Here is a 16861-nt window from a genome sequence, read left to right as displayed (position 1 = left end):
ACGGGCATTGGCCGCTCGCGGATCGGGAAGCTCGGAAAACATCGGCAGCACTCCAAAACAAGACACCAACCGAATCCGCAACACCAATCAACGCAACCTCAAATCTCATATGCGATTCCCCTGCCCCCCAACGGGGAGAGGTGGGCCGCGGCGCAAGCCGCGGGCCGGAGGGGGTGGGGGCGAGGTGTTTGCGAATTCGCGAACACCGGGTTTCACCCCTTCCGCCCGGCTGTGCCGGGCACCTTCCCCGTCAAGGGGAAGGATGGGTGTTCTTCTGGCCGCCGCCCTGTCTCCGTGCTTTTCTGGCGGCACCACAGAATGAGGGCTCTTCATGCGCATCACTGCCGCCGTGCTCGGCTTCCTGCTTCTCCTCATGCCCGCTATCGCTGCGGCCGAGGACGGTCATCCGCGGCCTTTCGACGGCAATTACGACGCCATGCCGGTCGTCGATGCCGCACTCGCGCAGGCGCGGGCCGAGGACAAGCGTCTGCTGCTGGTTCTCGGCGCGAACTGGTGCCATGACAGCCGCGGCCTGGCGCATCATTTCGAGGACCCCGAGCTCGCGGCCACGTTGGAACAGTCCTATGTGACCCGCTTCATCGATGTGGACTGGCGCAATGAAAACCAGGACGTGGCCGCCCGGTTCGGCATTGCCGCGCTCTATGCGACGCCGACCGTCCTGATCGTCGATCCCGATGAGGAAATCCTGCTGAACCGTGAGGCCCGCAATGACTGGTCGAGCGCGGCCTCGACACCCGTCGAGGAGGCGCGCGCCTGGTTTGCCAAATGGGCGGATCAGGGCCCGGCCTCGGCCGGCCTGCTGGAAGGTTCGCTGACCTATCAGGCCATGCTGCTGGAGATCGAGGTCTTCGAGGACGAGGAGGCCGCCCGTCTCGCCCGGGCCTATCGCGATATCGCCGACTGGCGCGCCCTCCCCGCCTCCCAACGGCCGGAGAATTTCGACGCGCTGGACGGCGAGGTGGAAGCCTGGCGCCGGGCGCTGCCGCGCCAGATCGGCCGGCTGCAATCACGCGCCCGCAGCCTGGTCGCCGAAGCGCTGAGCGCGCATGCCGGCGACGCCCCTGTGACGATCGAGACCGTGGCCGCGCTGGATGCCGACGAACCCGATCTCGCGCTCGATTTCGAGCCGCATGTCTCCTCTGTCTGGTAACGCCCCATGACCCGCCTGCCCTATTACGAAATCCATTCCTTCGCCGATCCGGACGTTCCATTCAGCGGCAACCCGGCCGGTGTCTGCGTGATGGACGCCTTTCCGGACGACACGGTCCTTGCCGGCATCGCCAATTCCAACAATCTGTCCGAAACGGCCTTCGTGGTCGCGCGCGGCAAGGACCAGTGGAATCTGCGCTGGTTCACGCCGGCGGTCGAGGTCGATCTGTGCGGCCACGCCACATTCGCAGCCGGCGCGGTACTGCTGGAGACCGGTGCCGTACGCGGCGACACGGCGCATTTCCAGACCCGCTCCGGCCCTTTGAGCGTCAGCCGCAGCGCAGCGGGTTTCACGATGGATCTGCCGCAGGTCGGCCTTCAGGCCGGCAAGCCGGATACCGCGACGCGCAACGCGCTGGGCCTGTCCGGGCACGAGCTGGACGCCGTGTTCGATATCGAGCGCATTCACGGCGCGCGCTATCAGATGTGGGTTCTGGCGGATGAGGATACCGTGCGGGACGTCCGCCCCGATCTCGGACAGCTTCGCACCATCGGCAAGAATGTGATCATCACCGCGCCGGGCGACGCGGTCGATTTCGTCTCGCGCTTCTTCGCGCCGGCTTCCGGCGTTGACGAGGACCCGGTGACCGGCTCGGCCCACTGCTCGCTTGCGCCCTACTGGGCGGATCGCCTGGGTGAGGCCCGCCTGACGGCCCGCCAGATCGGCCCCCGCCCCGGCCGGCTCGAAGTGGAACCGGCCGCAGGGCGCGTCACCTTCCACGGTCACGCGCCCCGCTATCTGGACGGTGCGATCATCCTGCCGGACGCCTAGTAGCCTCGGTACGGGCGGCCATGCGGGCGGTCGTGCCAGCCACGGCGCGGATACTCGATCCGCACATCGATCCACTGGCGGCGGCCATAGCGGTCGGCGACGTAGAAACCGCCATCGCGCGAACGGTAGACCAGGCCCGGCGAGGCATAGCGGCTGCGCTCATAGCGCGGGCGGCCATGGTGGCGATCCCAGCGGCTCGCTTCATAGCGCCAGGCGCGCGGCGGACAGTCGATCACCCGGCGGTCCCGGAAATCCTCGCGGCGATCGCGCCGGCCTTCATAGTGCCGGCGGTCGCGGCGGTCTTCGCGCAGGTCCGGGCACGCGGACGCGTTGAGCACCCAGGTATCCGCCTGGGCCGCGCCGGCGACGGAAATGCTGCCGACGGTCGAAAGTGCCAGGGCAGCGGCTATGGTCTTGATACCGATCATGATCTCAGTCCTTTCCTGTCAGGTCGGTGCCCTCCTCGTCCGCCATACAGCCACAGCCGGCCCGAACCTGGCTTGAATGCCCTGTTCAGGGGACGGTCATCTTTGTGACGCTCTGATAATCAGGGTCACACTTGGTTTTGCCGCTGAACTGGCGGATAAGCGCCTGAGCACATGGCCTGAGCATTGGGGGACAGGAAAGTCATGAAACGTCGCGTCTGGATTGCTGCTGCCTTGTTGTTCGCTGTCTCGCCACTGGCCGCTGCCCAGGATGCGCGGGACGAGCCGGCTCTGGCCGGAGCGCCGTCACCGGACGCCGAACGCCTGTCCAGCCGCGACCTGTCCCGCTGGCTCCAGGGCAAGCCGCCCAAGCCCGGCGCGACGCCCGCGGCGAGCGGCTATACCGGCAATGACACCTGCCAGTGGGCCAATGATGGCGAGTGCGACGATCCGGGTCTCGGCACCGGCGCCTGTGAACGCGGCACGGATTATTCCGACTGCTGGCGTATCGTTGAGGGTGTCGAAGACAATTCCTGCCGCTGGGCCAATGATGGCGAGTGCGACGAGCCGGGCTTCGGCACCGGCGCCTGCACCCAGGCCACCGACCTCAATGATTGCGGCGAGATCATCCATCTGCGCTTCCGCAATGATAGCTGCGAGACCGCCTTCGACGGCGTGTGCAATGAGCCAGGTGTGGGCGACGGCACCTGCGCCGAGCGCACCGACCGCGCCGACTGCATCGGCCGCGACCGTCCTATGGGGATCAACGATCACTATTTTGGCCATGACGACCGGGTCTTCATGGACACCTCGGTCTTTCCCTGGACCGTCATCGGCCAGGTCGATTTCGACGCTGGTGGCGCCTGCACGGCGACGCTGATCGCCGACACGGTGCTGATCACCGCCTCGCACTGCATCAGCGAGGAGGGCCGGCTGGATGCGCGCGGTGTCTTCCGCACGGCCTATGCCCGCGAGGGCGGTCCGCTGGAAGCGCGGGTGATCGACTATTTCAATTCGCCCGACTGGGACGAGGAGCGCTTTTCCTCGACCGATGACCTGGACGGAACCGACTGGGCGCTGCTGCGCATCGACCGTCCGCTCGGTGCCGAGCTGGGTCATGTCGGTGCCCGCGGCCTGATCGAAACGGTCGGCGCGCGGCGGGCGCTGGAGGCCGACCTGTTCCAGGCCGGATACAGCTGGGATACCGGTACCCACCTGTCGGGCAATCTGGGTTGCCACATGGTCGAGGTCTTCAACGACAACACCATGGCGCACAATTGCGATACCACCCGCGGCGACTCGGGCTCGCCCTTCATGGTGCGCGAGGGCGACGAGTATTTCATCGTCGCGACGGACTCGAATTTCCGGTCCAACCCCGGCGGCCCGATGATCTATATCGCGACGCGCTCGGAAGGCTGGCTGCCCTATCTGGACGACTTCATCGCCGGCCGGATCGGCAATGACAGCCCCCGCCCGCGCGGTCCCGGCAAACCGCCGAAATAGCAACAGGGCTTCCCCTGCGTGAGCGGGGGAAGCCCCCTCACTCTTCCCCCAGAAGCGCGACGAGGCCGTCTGCCAGGGCATGGCGCCAGCCGGCAATGCCGTGTCCGCCGGGGAATATCGCCAGCTCTGCCTCATAACCGGCGGCGGTCAGAGCGTCGCGGAAGCGGCGGTTGGCGTCCAGCATGACGTGGCCGCCATTGGTGCTGGTCTCGACATATTCCAGCTGGCCTGCCGCCAGATAAAAGCGCGGCGCCCGGGGTCCGACCGGCGGCAGGTCGCGGCCCAGCCACTCCGCCGCCTCCCCCTCCGGTGCCCAGTAGAACGACCCCGACAGGGAGATCACGCCGCCAAACACCTCCGGCCGCTGCAGCGCGGCGCGGGTGGCAGCGAGGCCACGGCGGGAGGCACCGGCCAGGATGATCTGCTCCGGTGCCGGCTCAAGGCCCTGCTGCGCCAGTGCCGGCAGGAGTTCGTCGGCGAGGAAGCGGACCTGGTCGTCATAGCGCCGGGTCTCGCTGACCGGGTCGAGCTGGTCGATCAGGACGAGGTTGACCGGCGGGATATCGCCTGCCTCCGCAAGGTTGGCCGCGATCTCCCAGGCGGGCGCACGTACCCCCCACAAAAAGGCATCATAGATCACCAATAGCGGTGACATTAGTGTTGCATCAGGGTTGCGGTAGAGCTGCACAGTGACACGTCTGTCCAGGGCGCCACTCTCCAGATCGAGATATTCCGGCTCGCGCTGACGTCGCGACGGCCAGGGGCGCTGCGGGGCCAGATCGGGGGCCCGGTCGAGACGCAGGACGGCCTCGGCCCCGGATCCGCGCAGATGCCGCGGATTGTGCGGATCGGACCGGCGCTGCCAGCGCTCGCCGTCGAAGACGAGGAAGGAATAGACCGCCTCGATCTCGCGCGGCACGTCCAGCGTGATCCACCAGATACCGGTCTCGCCGATGCTCTGGAGCGGCAGGGTGAAGTCGTCGACATAGTCGGTGACCGGCTGGCGGGCGTAAGGCGCGGCGATGACGCTGTCGAGCCGGACGCCGCTGACCGAAGGTGCCGTCTTGAAGATGAAGGTGACTCGGGCAAGCGCGTCGTCATCGGGGTGCGGCTCGATGAGGGGCAGGCCGTGCGCCGACAGGCCGCGCCAGGCCTCCTCGCCGGCATGAGGGCGTTCGTCCAGCATCGCGATTGCAGCCGCGACAGCCTGCGGCGGCTGGGCGCGCAAGGGCGGCGTGCACAACAGGGCGAGCGCGACCAGACCCCATCCCCATCTTCCCCACATGCCAAAGAAACCTTTTGCCGCCGCGCCGGCCAGTCTAGCCTGTTGCAGCCTTGAGGGGAGACAGGCAATGACATCCACGCTTCGCACGCTGGCCGGCGACCGCCGTTCGCAGATCATACTGGCCCTGTCGGCCCTGTTTGCCCTGACCTATCTGTTTGACGATTTTGGCCTTTCCGCCCCCTACCCCGCCGATGTGGCGATCAAGGCCGCCGGCATCGTTCTGCTGGCCGTGTTCGCCTTTATCCACGGACATCGCATCCTCGCACTGGGCCTCTTTTTGGGATCGCTGGGCGATATCTTCCTGGCGCTGGAGCCCTCGCAACTGCCGCTGGGCATTGCCGCCTTCGGCCTCGGCCATCTGGTCTACATCTTCCTGTTTGCCCGCATCCGGCTGGAAGATGGCGGCCGCAGCGGCTGGTCGCGGATCGCGGCGCTCGCCCTGGCGGCCTATGGCGTGGTGATGCTGGGCTGGCTGCAGCCCTATTTCGGCGATCTCCAGCTGCCGGCCTCGATCTATAACGGCATCATCCTGGTGATGACCGTGCTTGCCGTGATCGGCCGCGTGCCGCCACTGGCCACGGCTGGCGCCCTCCTCTTCCTCGTCTCCGACAGCGTACTCGCGGTGCGCCTCTTCACCGGCTATCTGGAATGGGCCGGACCGGTGGTGTGGGTGACATACTATCTCGGCCAGGCCGGCATCGCGCTGGGACTGGCGCTGGACAGCAAGTCGGCCGAGGCCCGCGTCGGCGCCTGATGCCGCTGGCGCACCATTCAAACACAACCTAACAGAGACTTAGCGCTTTCCACTCGCCCTGCCGGCGAAAAATTCCGGCATTCCGGTGACAAGAGACCGTGCTTGCGCTCTAGTTTCCCGGCCGGCAACGCCGCCGGCGAGACTGGGACGGGACGGCACGTCCAGCGAGAAACCGCGCAAGCCCGGCAAGCCGGCTTGCGTGCCATTTCGCGAGGACGCGCCACACAAAGCAGACAATCTCCGGACCCGGCGTGCGCCCGCAACAGGGGCTGCGACCGGGTAGACGCCTGATGGTCAGGCGCCTGATGGTCAGGCGCCTGCTGGCGCAAGGATAGCGTTCGACCGGATTGAAAAAGTTAACGGCGGGTTAAGGCCCCGCCGGACTGTGCGGGGGACATCATGCGCAATAACCTGATCACGGGAACAACTCTCACCACCATCCTGGCCGGATTTCTGGCCGGGCCGGCGCTGGCCGACCTGCCGTCGGACAAGGACACGTTCCGGACTGTGGGCAAGGGCACGCCCCTGGAACAGGCGGAGCCCCGGCTCTCGCCGCGTGAGGAGGCGCTCTACCGGCAGGTCGAGCAGAGCCGTCTGCAGACCCTCATCCTGGCGCAGGCGATCGGTGAATTCTGCAGCCAGTCCGACGCCGAGCTCGCCAGCTGCCAGCTGTTCGCCCAGCTCAGCGCATCGGGCGCCCTCGATGTGACGACCGAGGGCTTTGCCGACGCCCCTGCGGCCGCCAGTCCGAATGCCGCAAGCGGCGGCATCGTCGCGCCGCAAGTCGCCAATGCGACAGCCGGCTGTGCCGTCGGTGACGGTGCCAGCTCGACCCAGTGCGGCGTCGGGGCCAATGCCGCCAATGACCGCTCGACAGCCGTAGGAACAAGCGCCGCGGCAACAGGCAACGAGGCCGTGGCCCTTGGTTATCAGGCCGAAGCCAGCGGTGCCCAGTCCACCGCAGTGGGCACGAATTCCACCGCCGACAGCGATGATGCCACTGCCATCGGCGAAGGCGCGCTGGCGACGGCCGACAATACCGTCGCCGTGGGCCAAGGCGCGGAAGCCTCGGCAGAATGGGCCGTGGCGGTGGGTGAAAGCGCAGCGGCAACCGAAGTGGATGCCGTCGCCGTCGGCAATGAGGCAATCGCCTCGGGCGAATGGTCGACGGCTCTGGGCGGGGCAGCGACAGCCAGCGGTTTCGACTCGACCGCGCTGGGCAATGGCGCGCTGGCCGACGCCAGCGAGGCAACGGCTGTGGGCGCAAACGCCACCGCAGACAGCGACGATGCCACAGCCGTCGGCGAAGGCGCCGAGGCGACCGCCGAGAATACTGTGGCGATCGGCCAGAGCGCCGAGGCCTCGGCCGCCAATGCCACAGCCCTCGGCGAGAGTGCCCTGGCCAACGGGGAATTCTCCTTTGCCGGCGGCAATGACGCCGATGCGACCGGGTTCGGCGCCGTGGCGATGGGTGCGTTTGCGGAAGCTTCGGCGGATTATGCCGTCGCGCTGGGCGGCAACAGCCTGGCCGAGGCCGAGGACAGCACGGCGCTTGGCGACAGTGCCTCCGCGCTGGCGGATAACTCGGTGGCCCTCGGCGCCAACTCCATTGCCAATGCGGCCGATACCGTGTCGGTCGGCTTTGCCGGCGGCGAGCGCCGGATCGTCAATGTCGACGACGGCAATATCTCGTCGTCATCGACCGACGCCATCAATGGCAGCCAGCTTTACGCGACCAATCAGGCCGTCCAGCTGAACATCTCCAACATCACCCAGAACACGGCCGATATCGCGCAGAACACGGCCGACATCGCATCGCTGAAGTCCGGCGGCGGGTCGGGCGGCGGTTCACCCTATCTCGCGGTCAACTCGGCGGGCACGGCCGCCAGCGCGACGGGCGAGGATGCCATCGCCATCGGCGAGGATGCCGCAGCGGAAGAGGAAGGCGCCATCGCGATGGGCCGGGGCGCAGTCGCCTCGAATATCGGCGCTGTTGCCATCGGTGACGGGGCCATCGCATCCGGATCCACGGCGGTCGGCGCAGGCGCCCAGGCGACCGGGGCCGACTCGGCGGCCTTCGGCATGGCGGCCCTGGCAACCGGTGACAGCGCCACCGCCATCGGTGAGAACGCGCAAGCCTCTGCCACCGACACCACCGCCGTGGGCGAAGCCGCCCTGGCTTCTGCCGCCGGTGCCAGCGCCTTCGGCAAGGGCGCGCAAGCGAATGGCGAAAATTCCGGTGCCATCGGTGCCGGTGCCCGCGCCGACTACGACAATTCCTGGGCGATCGGTTTCGGAGCGCAGACCGGCCGGGCCGGCCAGATCGTCGTGGGAACCGCGTCCAGCACCTATACGATGGCCGGCCTGCCCTCGGCAGCCAGCCTTGCTGCCCAGAGCGGAGCAACGGGTCTGGTGACGACGGATGTCAACGGCAATCTGGCCTGGGATGGCGGCGCGACCTTCGCCGCGATCAACGCCAATACCGCCGAGATCGCCGCGATCAAGGCCGGGCTTGGCAGCGGTGGCGGTACGATCGATGTCAGCGATCTGCGCAATGACATCGACACGAATGCCGGCGATATCGGCACCAACCGTGCCGACATCGACACCAATACCGGCAACATCGCCGCCAACCGGACCGACATCAACAAGAACGCCGCCAATATCCAGACCAATACGGTCGCCATCGCGTCCAATACGACCAATATCGCGCGCAATTCGGACCGGATCACGACCAATGAGCTGGCGATCTCGAGCCTGCAGTCCGACGTGTCGGCCCTGCAGATCGATTTCGACGCGCTGGCCATACAGGCCGACCGCAACTCACGGGGCATCCGGGAAAACACCGACGGTATCGCCATCGCCAACGCGCTGGCCGGCTCGACCTGGCTGCAATCGAACGAGGAGTTCGCCCTGTCCGCCAACTGGGGTTATTACGGCGGCTCGAACAGTCTGGCGATTTCCGGTGCAGCGCGGATCGACCGCCGCATGTCGGCGAACTTCGGCGTCGGGGTCGGCAGCGATACCGGCCATGTCGGTGCGCGTGCCGGCGTGCGGTGGGGCTGGTAGCCCCGCTGCGCCACCCGCTCGAACTCCAGGCGCCCGGGATCCGGGGCGCCTGGAATTCATGGACGCCTGGAATTCGTGGACGCCTAGAATTCGTGGACGATCGAGAAGTCCAGCCGGCTGTCGGTTTCCTCGCGGCCGGGCTGGGCATCGAACTCGTGCTTGACGCGATAGCCCAGCTCGACCCCCCAGTCCTCGCTGATGGCGGTGGTCAGCTTGAAGCGCTGCTCGGCGCGTGAGGCCGGGCCGGCCAGAAGCGTGGTCTCCGAGGAGAATTGCGCGGTTTCCGTCACCGCGAAATCATAGACCGAGCCCAGTTCGAGCACCCATTGCGTCTCGCCGCCCTCATCGGTGGGCACGCGGTGGCGGGCCCCGGGACCGGCGCGCAGGACCCAGCTGGTGCGGTCGTCATCGAGCGCGTGCAGCGTCGCACCCGCCGACAGGACAGCGGTGTAGTCGAAGCCGGACATGCGGTCCTGCTCATAGCTGGATCCGAGATAGAAGCTCCAGGCATCGACCGTCGGGCGCTCGCCGCGGGCTTCGACCAGCCAGCGGTCGCGCGTCACATTGCCGGCATTCTCGGTGTAGAAATATTCCGTCTTGCCGTCGAAACCCCAGCCGCCATTGAGCGGACGGCTGACTTCCAGTGCCATTGAGTAATTGGTCTGGTCGGTATTGCCGCTGTCGATGGCGAGGCCTGCCTTGGCGCGGCCGTCCCAGTGATAGGGATGCAGCCAGTCCATGCGGCCGGGCCAGTGCGCGGTCCGGGGCGTCTCCGCCTCGCCGGTCTCGACCGCGTCCGTGCCGCTGTCATGCTCCGTGGTGCCGGCCCCGGAAGGCGCGGCCACCGTCTCGTCGTCGGTATCCGGAGCATCGACAATGGTGACCTGCGGCGTGCCGCGGCGGGCGGCCTGGACGATTTCCGGCTCCAGCGCGACCGTGTCGCGGGCGGTCTGGTCCCAGGCGCGCAGCACATCGAGGCGGCGCGGCAGCAGTTCGGCGACGGCGGCACGGACATCGGAGCGGCCGCCCGGTGTGACGGTGGCGATCAGGTCGGCCGTGGCAAGGAATTCTTCGTCATCCTGGCGCACATCGGCGGCGGCCAGCAGGGCCCGGTACTCGCGGGACAGTTCGGCATGAGCCGTTGACGGACAGAGCATTACCGCAGCGCCGAGAAGCGGGGTCAGACGAACACGCATACGCAAACCTTTCATGTGCCGGCAGACCTAACGGCCAGCGGCCGCCAGGTCCAGACATGCACAGTGCAAAAGGTGCGGAACCGCGTGTTTTTGAAGCGCAAAACCGGTGTCCGGTTTCGCCTGAAACGCTCTAGTTGAGAAGGCCCTGCTCGGCGGCCATGGACTTCATGGCTTTCTGGAGCTTTTCGAAAGCACGGACCTCGATCTGGCGGATACGCTCGCGCGATACGCCATACTGGTCGGCGAGTTCTTCCAGCGTCTTGGGCTCTTCGGTCAGGCGGCGTTCCTGCAGGATGTGCTGTTCGCGTTCATTGAGCTCGCCCATGGCCGACTGCAGCAGCGTCATGCGGGTGTCGAACTCGTCGGACTGGACCAGCTCGTCTTCCTGGCTTTCCGCACCATCATCGGCCAGCCAGTCCTGCCACTGGCCCTCGCCCTCGGTGCCGCGCAGCGGCGCGTTGAGCGAGGCATCCGGACCGGACAGACGGCCATTCATCGACACGACGTCCTCGGTGGTCACGCCCAGCTTGGTGGCGATCGCCTCGACCTGTTCCGGCTTGAGATCGCCTTCCTCGAGGGCCTGCATCTGGCTCTTCATGCGGCGCAGGTTGAAGAACAGCTTCTTCTGGGCCGCGGTCGTGCCCATCTTCACCAGCGACCAGGACCGCAGGATATATTCCTGGATCGAGGCACGGATCCACCACATGGCATAGGTCGCCAGGCGGAAACCCTTTTCCGGATCGAATTTCTTGACCGCCTGCATCAGGCCGACATTGCCTTCCGAGATCACCTCGGCGACCGGCAGGCCGTAGCCGCGATAGCCCATGGCGATCTTGGCGACGAGACGCAGGTGGGAGGTCACCAGCTTCTCGGCGGCTTCCGAATCCTCGTGCTCGCGCCAGCGCTTGCCCAGCATGAATTCCTCATCCTTGGACAGCATCGGGAAGCGGCGGATCTCCGCCAGGTAGCTCGACAGGCCCTGTTCGGGCGAGAGCGCGACTGAAACTGCATTGGCCATGATGACATCCTATCCCTTCGGCAGCCTGCGGGCATGCGTCATTTTCACGCCCCCCGGATGCCGCGTCCGAAGCCTATTTAGGAACCGAATACGCCGAATGTTAGCCCCTCACAGTGCTGTGATGTGCATGACTGTCATTCGTGAATGACCGAGCCGGGCGCTCAGGCTTTCTCCGGCAGCCCTGTCCGGGCGATCTGAAGCTCCAGGCGCTTGATCTCGCGCAGGGTGCGATTGGTCATCATCTGGTTGCCCAGGCTGGACTTCATGAACAGGCCGATCACCAGAGAGGCCAGGATCAGCACCGCCCAGCGGACGGTCATCACCGGATCGGTCGTCTGGAACATCTGCCAGGCGCCCCAGATCGCAAGTCCGGCCCCGATGATGTTGGTGATATAGGCCACCCACATCACCCAAGCGAGCTTGCCGCGGAACACCGAGAGCGCCTGGCTGAAATAGCCCGGCTCATCCTCGAACTCCGCCAAAAGAGCCCTGTCGTCGGCATCGAGCGCTTCGGCGATGAGCGCGTCGAGTTCACTGTCACTGCGTGTCATCACTGTCTCCTTCTCTGTCAGGTTCGAGCGCGGCGCGGATTTTCCGCCGCGCATGCATCAGGCGTGTCTTGACGGTTCCGGCGGGAATCCCGAGCGCCACGGCGATCTCGGCGACCGAGAATCCGTCCATGTAGTGAAGACCCATCGCCGCCCGCTGGGCCGGCGGCAGGGCCGCAATGGCCCGGGACACCCGGGCAAGATCCGACCGGGCTTCGGCCACGGGCCATTCGACCCGCTCGTGACCGGGATCGCTGGCCAGATCATCGGCCGTGCGGCGGGTGCGCTGGATACGGGAAACCGCCTTCGCCGCCTTGCGCGTCACGATGCGATAGCTCCAGGCCGGAAACGCGACCGGGTCACGCAGACGCGGCAAGTCCCGGACGATATCCACCCAGGCGTCCTGCAGCACGTCGCGCGCCATGTCGGATGTATCGGTCAGCCGCCGGGCATGGGCCAGAAGGCGCGGCTGCCAGTAGGCGGTCAGGCGCTCAAAGGCCGGACGGTCGCCCGCCTGTGCCGCGAGCACCTGGCTTTCCTGGAAAATTCTCTGGACGTCGCGCCGCACCGGACCGCTCCTGACCGACGATCACCTGCCGTCAGGTCAAAGGTGCCCGAAATGCGCGAACCGGTTCAATCGCGTTTGGGAACGCCGGCCTGGAAGCGCAGATAGCCGCGTTCCACCATGCGCCGCATGGCCTCATAGGCCTCGCACAGCTCGTCATAGGCCGACCGCAAATGGGTCAGCCGCTGGACTTCCTGTTCCGACAGGGGCGAGCGCGAACGCGCCGCCGACATGGCCGCATCCACCCAGGCGCCGCGCGCCTTGGAGGCCGACAGGGCCAGGTTCTGGAAATCCTCGATGGTGACGTGATGGATCGTCTTGCTCATCACGGCCTGATTGGCGGCAAACACCGTATAGTCGATCTGTTCGAGATGGCCGCGGCGCTTGCGCTGCTCGACCGGGTCCTCGACCAGGTCCGGCTCGAAATGGTCCGAGATCCGGCGATAGCTCGATGTCATCGTCTTGGCCATGGCGACACCTCCTTATGGGCATCCATGGCCGACGCTAGCACAGGATGCATTAACGCCCGGTGTAAACCGGCCGCCCTGACAAAACCCTGACAAGGCCCCGCCCGCGCCGCAAATTTGCCTGCCCGCGACGGCAGAAGACGGCCGCCAATCAAGCAAGAGGACACTCCACATGCGCACACCCGTTATCGCCATCGCTGCCGCGCTGGCGCTGTTTCAGGCGGCACCGGCCGCCGCCCAGCCGGCCGGACCGGATCTCGACGCGGCCCTCGCCAGCGCCGGGGTCGATGCACAGACCGCGACCTTCATCGCCCGCCGTCTCGAGGACGGTGCGGAATGGGTGGTCAATGCGGACCGCAGCGCGATCCGCTTCCCGCCGGCCTCGACCTCGAAAATCCCGCACACGCTGATTGCGCTGGAGACCGGCTTTGCCGATCCGGATACGCATTTCGAATGGGATGGCCAGACACGCGCTTTCGATGTCTGGAACCAGGACCAGACGATGACGAGTGCCTTCCGCGTCTCGGCGGTGTGGGTCTATCAGCGCATGACCGCCACGCTGGGCGGCGAGACCATGGCGGCCTGGCTGGACCGGTTCGACTATGGCAATGAAACGATCGGCGGCGAGGCCGACCTGACGCAATACTGGCTGGACGGGCCGCTGGAGATCTCCGCCCGCGAGCAGGTGGATTTTCTGGAACGCCTGGCGCTGGACCGGCTGCCGGTGTCCGCGCAAACCATGGCCCAGGCCCGCGGCATCATGCAGGTCGCCACGGGGGAAGACGATCGCGGTCCCTGGACGCTCTATGCCAAGACCGGCTGGCGTTTCCGCGACGCGGCGCTGGATACGGGCTGGTATGTCGGCTGGGTGGAACGTCCCGGCGAGACCTGGGCCTTTGCGCTGAACATGGACATGCCGGAGCGCGCCGATGTCGCCCGGCGCCGGCCGGCCGCGATTGCAGCGCTGATCGCTCTGGGTGTTCTGCCCGAGGGGGCTGAATAGCCGGGAGTTGAGAAGGGTATCGGGAAGCGGAAACACCAAGTGGCGTTTGGGACGTAGGGGGCACCGGGCCTTCCCGCTTCCCGATCCGTGTTACGGCGTGGCCGGGCCGCCGCCGAAGATCAGCACGAGCGAACCGCTGACGAAGGCAATGGCGTAAAAATACAGCCGGATTTTCTGCCTCATGGCGGGGCTCTCTTGTTTGCGTTGTTCTTGCCGGAGAAACGGCCGCCTGACGCTTTGGTTCCCGGGGTGCTGAAAAATTTTCGCACCCCGGGAAAGCAGGCCGGGAAGCCGGTCCCGATCAGTCAACCAGGTCGGCGACAATACGGGTCGCCGCATCGATCAGAAGCACCTCGTTATCGACCCGCACATAGTAGTGGCCATGCGGCGGGGGCGAGAGGCGATAGCGGCTGTAGTCGCGCACCACGACATACTCCTCGCGCTCGAACCGGTCGCCGACGTGCCAGGCATCGCGCTGGCCGTCGCGATAGCCCTGTTCATAGGCACGGGCTTCGTCACGGCGATCATGGCGGTGATGGTCGCCCGGCCCGCAGCGCCCCTGGCGCTCGAGGCCCGGCGGGCAGTGCGGCGGGTCGGCCTGTACGGGTGCGCCGGCGAGCAGGGCCAGCCCGGCGGCCGCCACTGTGCCGCGCAGAATATTCCTGCAAGTCGCGGACGGATGGAAATGTGTCATGTCCAACCTCCTTCACTGGGGACAGGAGGTGAAACGGCCGGACGCGGCCGGAGTTCCCCGGCCAGGCCCTGTCGACGGAGGGCGAGCTTCAGCCGCGGGCGGCCAGGGCGATCAGTTTCGCGACCGTGTTGAGATTGCGGCCGGTGCCGGTTTTCGTTGCCGGAACAACGAGTTTCGACTGCGCCATGCCCTCGCCATAGTGGATGTAGATTTCCCGCTCACCGGCGGCGATTTCCTCATCGGCCCGGTGGCGCAGCGTCGCCTCCAGACCGGCCGGCGGCGCCGCGTCGAGGAAATGCACGATACAGCGATTTCCCGCCGCTTCGGGGAAGGGACTGGCGTCGAGGACGGCCTGCATCGCTTCGGGCGAGCGCATGATCACGCCCACCGGCTTGCCGGCATAGGCCTCCAGCGCGGCTTCCAGCGCCGCACGCGCTTCGTCCGCCGGCATCGCGCTTTCGAAGACGAGATTGCCGCTGGCGATATAGGTGCGCGGATTGTCGAAGCCTATCCGTGCGGCCATCGCCCGCAGCTCGGCCATGGGCAATTTCCCGGTCCCGCCGACATTGACGGCGCGCAGAAGGGCGATGTGAGTGGGCATGGCGTCGTCCGGAAACCGCGGTTCAGCGTTCCAGTTCGATATCCCAGTAGAGATAGTCGAGCCAGCTTTCGTGCAGGAATTTCGGCGGGAATTTCCGGCCCTGCGACTGCAGCTCGTGCATGTTGGGCCGCTGCGGCGGACGGCGCAGCGGCATGCCCGCCTCACGCGGGGTGCGGCCGCCCTTTTTCAGATTGCAGGGCCCGCAGGCCGCGACGATGTTTTCCCAGCTGGTCTTGCCGCCCTGGCGGCGCGGGATGACATGGTCGAAGGTCAGCTGGTCGACGCCCGGCGCGCCGCAATAGGCGCATTTGAAACCGTCGCGCAGCCACACATTATAGCGCGTGAAGGCGGGCGAACGGTCCTGGGCGATATAGTCGCGCAGCGCCACGACCGAGGGCACATGCATCTCGAAAGAGGGCGAGTGCACGACCTCGTCATAATGGGAAACGACGGCGACGCGTTCGAGGAAGACATTCTTGATGGCTTCCTGCCAGGGCCAGGTCGATAACGGCCAGTAGCTCAGGGGCTGATAGTCCGCATTCAGGACCAGACAGGGCCATCCCTGCGGCGCCCGATCAAGCACCTGCATGGCGACCTCCCTCGACAACGCCGCCGGAGCGGCCGCTGAGGGGGTGTGTCTTTTGGACAAGCGTCCTGAAAGCTCACCTCCCGTCGCGCTCAAGACGCGGATTCGTTTCGACGAATCATCTCGCATCCCGGGCTTGGGGGAAGGTTACAGCTATTCGCGTGACACGCCTATGACGGTCTTGAGAATCTTGCGTGTCGGCCCGGCAGGGCCTGTCCGGGCTAGAGGTAGCGGCCCGACAGGGCACGGCCCAGGAAGTGGGCGCCCAGTTCCAGACCGTCCTGGCCGATCGAGTGCGGAATACCCTGCGAGATATGCCACTGCGCCCCGTGCCCGGCGGCGGCGATATGTTCGAGCGCGTCGAACATGAAGCCCAGCGGCAGCACCTGGTCCTGGTCGCCATGAATCAGCATGAGAGGCGGCGTCGAGGCCATCTCCTCCTTCAGGCGCGCGCCGCCCGGCAGGGCTCCGGAAAAGCCCAGTATCCCCGCCAGCGGCCGCTTGCGCCGCAGCCCGGCATGCAGCGACAGCATCGTGCCCTGGGAGAAGCCGCACAGGACGAGGTCCTGCTCGCTCAGCCGGTAGCGGTGCAATTCCTGGTCGATGAAGGCATCGACAATGGGCCAGGCCGCGCTGGCGCCGGTCTCGATGCGCTGCGGGTCGAGATTGGAGATCGGGAACCATTGATACCCGTCCGGCGCCCCCGGCACCGGGTCCGGCGCATTCGGCGACACCCATTGCACATGCGGCAGATCCTTCGCCCAGTGCTGGCCCAGCCCGATCAGGTCCTGCCCGTTCGACCCGTATCCATGCAGGAAGATCACAAGTTTCTTCGGCGCCTGTCCGTCGCGCGGGGCCAGGCGGGGTCCGTCGATGGGTCGTGACATTAAAGGCTCCGGTATGGTCTGCGTCTCCCGAGATAGCGGGATGCGGGCGCCGGGGGCAAGGGGATTGGGTGTACGGGACTTTTAGCGGGCCGCTCCCGCGGCCGCCCCTCACCCTGCCCTCTCCCCGTTGGGGGGCAGGGGAATCGCATATGAGATTTGAGGTTGCGTTGATTGGTGTTGCGGATTCGGTTGGTGTCTTGTTTTGGAGTGCTGCCGATGTTTTCCGAGCTTCCCGATCCGCGAGCGGCCAATGCCCGT

17 protein-coding genes are annotated in these 16861 nt (G+C 66.5%); 6 read left to right on the top strand and 11 right to left on the bottom strand.

Going from position 1 to position 16861, the window contains the following annotated elements:
* Nucleotides 1-331 precede the first annotated feature (331 nt).
* Both ABJO18_RS10260 and ABJO18_RS10255 read left to right on the top strand, forming a co-directional pair.
* On the top strand, nt 332-1171 hold the full coding sequence (locus tag ABJO18_RS10260; protein WP_348509448.1) for a thioredoxin family protein: 840 nt from the start codon (nt 332-334) through the stop codon (nt 1169-1171).
* Between the two features lie 6 nt (nt 1172-1177).
* Nucleotides 1178-2002, top strand: coding sequence for a PhzF family phenazine biosynthesis protein (locus ABJO18_RS10255; protein WP_348509447.1), 825 nt, complete (start codon nt 1178-1180; stop codon nt 2000-2002).
* On the opposite strand, the gene ABJO18_RS10250 is transcribed toward ABJO18_RS10255, so the two are convergent.
* A complete protein-coding gene (locus ABJO18_RS10250) occupies nt 1999-2430 on the bottom strand; it encodes a hypothetical protein (protein ID WP_348509446.1) in 432 nt (143 codons plus the stop codon). The two genes, ABJO18_RS10255 and ABJO18_RS10250, sit on opposite strands and share 4 nt — an antisense overlap.
* Before the next feature lie 201 nt (nt 2431-2631).
* Here ABJO18_RS10250 and ABJO18_RS10245 point away from each other — a divergent pair, with 201 nt between their 5' ends.
* The gene (locus ABJO18_RS10245) at nt 2632-3930 is read left to right on the top strand and encodes a trypsin-like serine protease (RefSeq protein WP_348509445.1); all 1299 of its coding nucleotides are present in this window, start codon (nt 2632-2634) and stop codon (nt 3928-3930) included.
* Nucleotides 3931-3967: 37 nt separating this feature from the next.
* Here ABJO18_RS10245 and ABJO18_RS10240 read toward each other — a convergent pair whose 3' ends face one another.
* Nucleotides 3968-5215 carry an alpha/beta hydrolase-fold protein gene (locus ABJO18_RS10240; protein WP_348509444.1) on the bottom strand — a complete coding sequence of 416 codons (1248 nt, stop codon included), beginning with the start codon at nt 5213-5215 and terminating at the stop codon, nt 3968-3970.
* 67 nt (nt 5216-5282) lie between these two features.
* Between ABJO18_RS10240 and ABJO18_RS10235 the strand changes: the two genes are divergently transcribed.
* Both ABJO18_RS10235 and ABJO18_RS10230 read left to right on the top strand, forming a co-directional pair.
* Complete coding sequence (locus tag ABJO18_RS10235) at nt 5283-5969, top strand: lysoplasmalogenase (RefSeq protein WP_348509443.1); 687 nt, start codon at nt 5283-5285, stop codon at nt 5967-5969.
* 399 nt (nt 5970-6368) lie between these two features.
* Nucleotides 6369-9038 carry a YadA-like family protein gene (locus tag ABJO18_RS10230; RefSeq protein WP_348509442.1) on the top strand — a complete coding sequence of 890 codons (2670 nt, stop codon included), beginning with the start codon at nt 6369-6371 and terminating at the stop codon, nt 9036-9038.
* Nucleotides 9039-9121: 83 nt separating this feature from the next.
* Here ABJO18_RS10230 and ABJO18_RS10225 read toward each other — a convergent pair whose 3' ends face one another.
* The 5 genes from ABJO18_RS10225 to ABJO18_RS10205 all read right to left on the bottom strand — a co-directional run bounded on the left by ABJO18_RS10225 (nt 9122) and on the right by ABJO18_RS10205 (nt 12835).
* Nucleotides 9122-10234 (bottom strand): DUF481 domain-containing protein, encoded by a 1113-nt coding sequence (locus ABJO18_RS10225; protein ID WP_348509441.1) that lies wholly within the window; start codon nt 10232-10234, stop codon nt 9122-9124.
* A 130-nt stretch (nt 10235-10364) separates the two neighbouring features.
* Nucleotides 10365-11252, bottom strand: coding sequence for an RNA polymerase sigma factor RpoH (rpoH, locus tag ABJO18_RS10220; protein WP_348509440.1), 888 nt, complete (start codon nt 11250-11252; stop codon nt 10365-10367).
* A 161-nt stretch (nt 11253-11413) separates the two neighbouring features.
* Nucleotides 11414-11803, bottom strand: coding sequence for a DUF6768 family protein (locus ABJO18_RS10215; protein WP_348509439.1), 390 nt, complete (start codon nt 11801-11803; stop codon nt 11414-11416).
* Nucleotides 11790-12368, bottom strand: a complete 579-nt coding sequence (locus tag ABJO18_RS10210) for an RNA polymerase sigma factor (protein ID WP_348509438.1) — start codon at nt 12366-12368, stop codon at nt 11790-11792. The genes ABJO18_RS10215 and ABJO18_RS10210 overlap by 14 nt, the downstream gene beginning before the upstream one ends.
* 65 nt (nt 12369-12433) lie before the next feature.
* A complete protein-coding gene (locus ABJO18_RS10205; RefSeq protein ID WP_271188074.1) occupies nt 12434-12835 on the bottom strand; it encodes a hypothetical protein in 402 nt (133 codons plus the stop codon).
* Nucleotides 12836-13004: 169 nt separating this feature from the next.
* Here ABJO18_RS10205 and ABJO18_RS10200 point away from each other — a divergent pair, with 169 nt between their 5' ends.
* Nucleotides 13005-13835 (top strand): penicillin-binding transpeptidase domain-containing protein, encoded by an 831-nt coding sequence (locus ABJO18_RS10200; protein ID WP_348509437.1) that lies wholly within the window; start codon nt 13005-13007, stop codon nt 13833-13835.
* A 301-nt stretch (nt 13836-14136) separates the two neighbouring features.
* On the opposite strand, the gene ABJO18_RS10195 is transcribed toward ABJO18_RS10200, so the two are convergent.
* The 4 genes from ABJO18_RS10195 to ABJO18_RS10180 form a co-directional block, all read right to left on the bottom strand.
* The gene (locus ABJO18_RS10195; RefSeq protein ID WP_348509436.1) at nt 14137-14529 is read right to left on the bottom strand and encodes an RcnB family protein; all 393 of its coding nucleotides are present in this window, start codon (nt 14527-14529) and stop codon (nt 14137-14139) included.
* An 88-nt stretch (nt 14530-14617) separates the two neighbouring features.
* Nucleotides 14618-15130: a DUF1697 domain-containing protein gene (locus ABJO18_RS10190; protein WP_348509435.1), complete on the bottom strand. Its 513-nt coding sequence runs from the start codon at nt 15128-15130 to the stop codon at nt 14618-14620.
* Between the two features lie 22 nt (nt 15131-15152).
* A complete protein-coding gene (locus ABJO18_RS10185; protein ID WP_291889177.1) occupies nt 15153-15719 on the bottom strand; it encodes an HNH endonuclease in 567 nt (188 codons plus the stop codon).
* Between the two features lie 218 nt (nt 15720-15937).
* Nucleotides 15938-16603: a phospholipase gene (locus ABJO18_RS10180; RefSeq protein WP_348509434.1), complete on the bottom strand. Its 666-nt coding sequence runs from the start codon at nt 16601-16603 to the stop codon at nt 15938-15940.
* Nucleotides 16604-16861 lie beyond the last annotated feature (258 nt).

The sequence above is a fragment of the Maricaulis sp. genome (genome assembly GCF_039978735.1).
GTDB lineage: Bacteria > Pseudomonadota > Alphaproteobacteria > Caulobacterales > Maricaulaceae > Maricaulis.
Note: the sequence above shows the minus strand (reverse complement) of the source record. Positions and strands in the feature narration are given on the sequence as shown.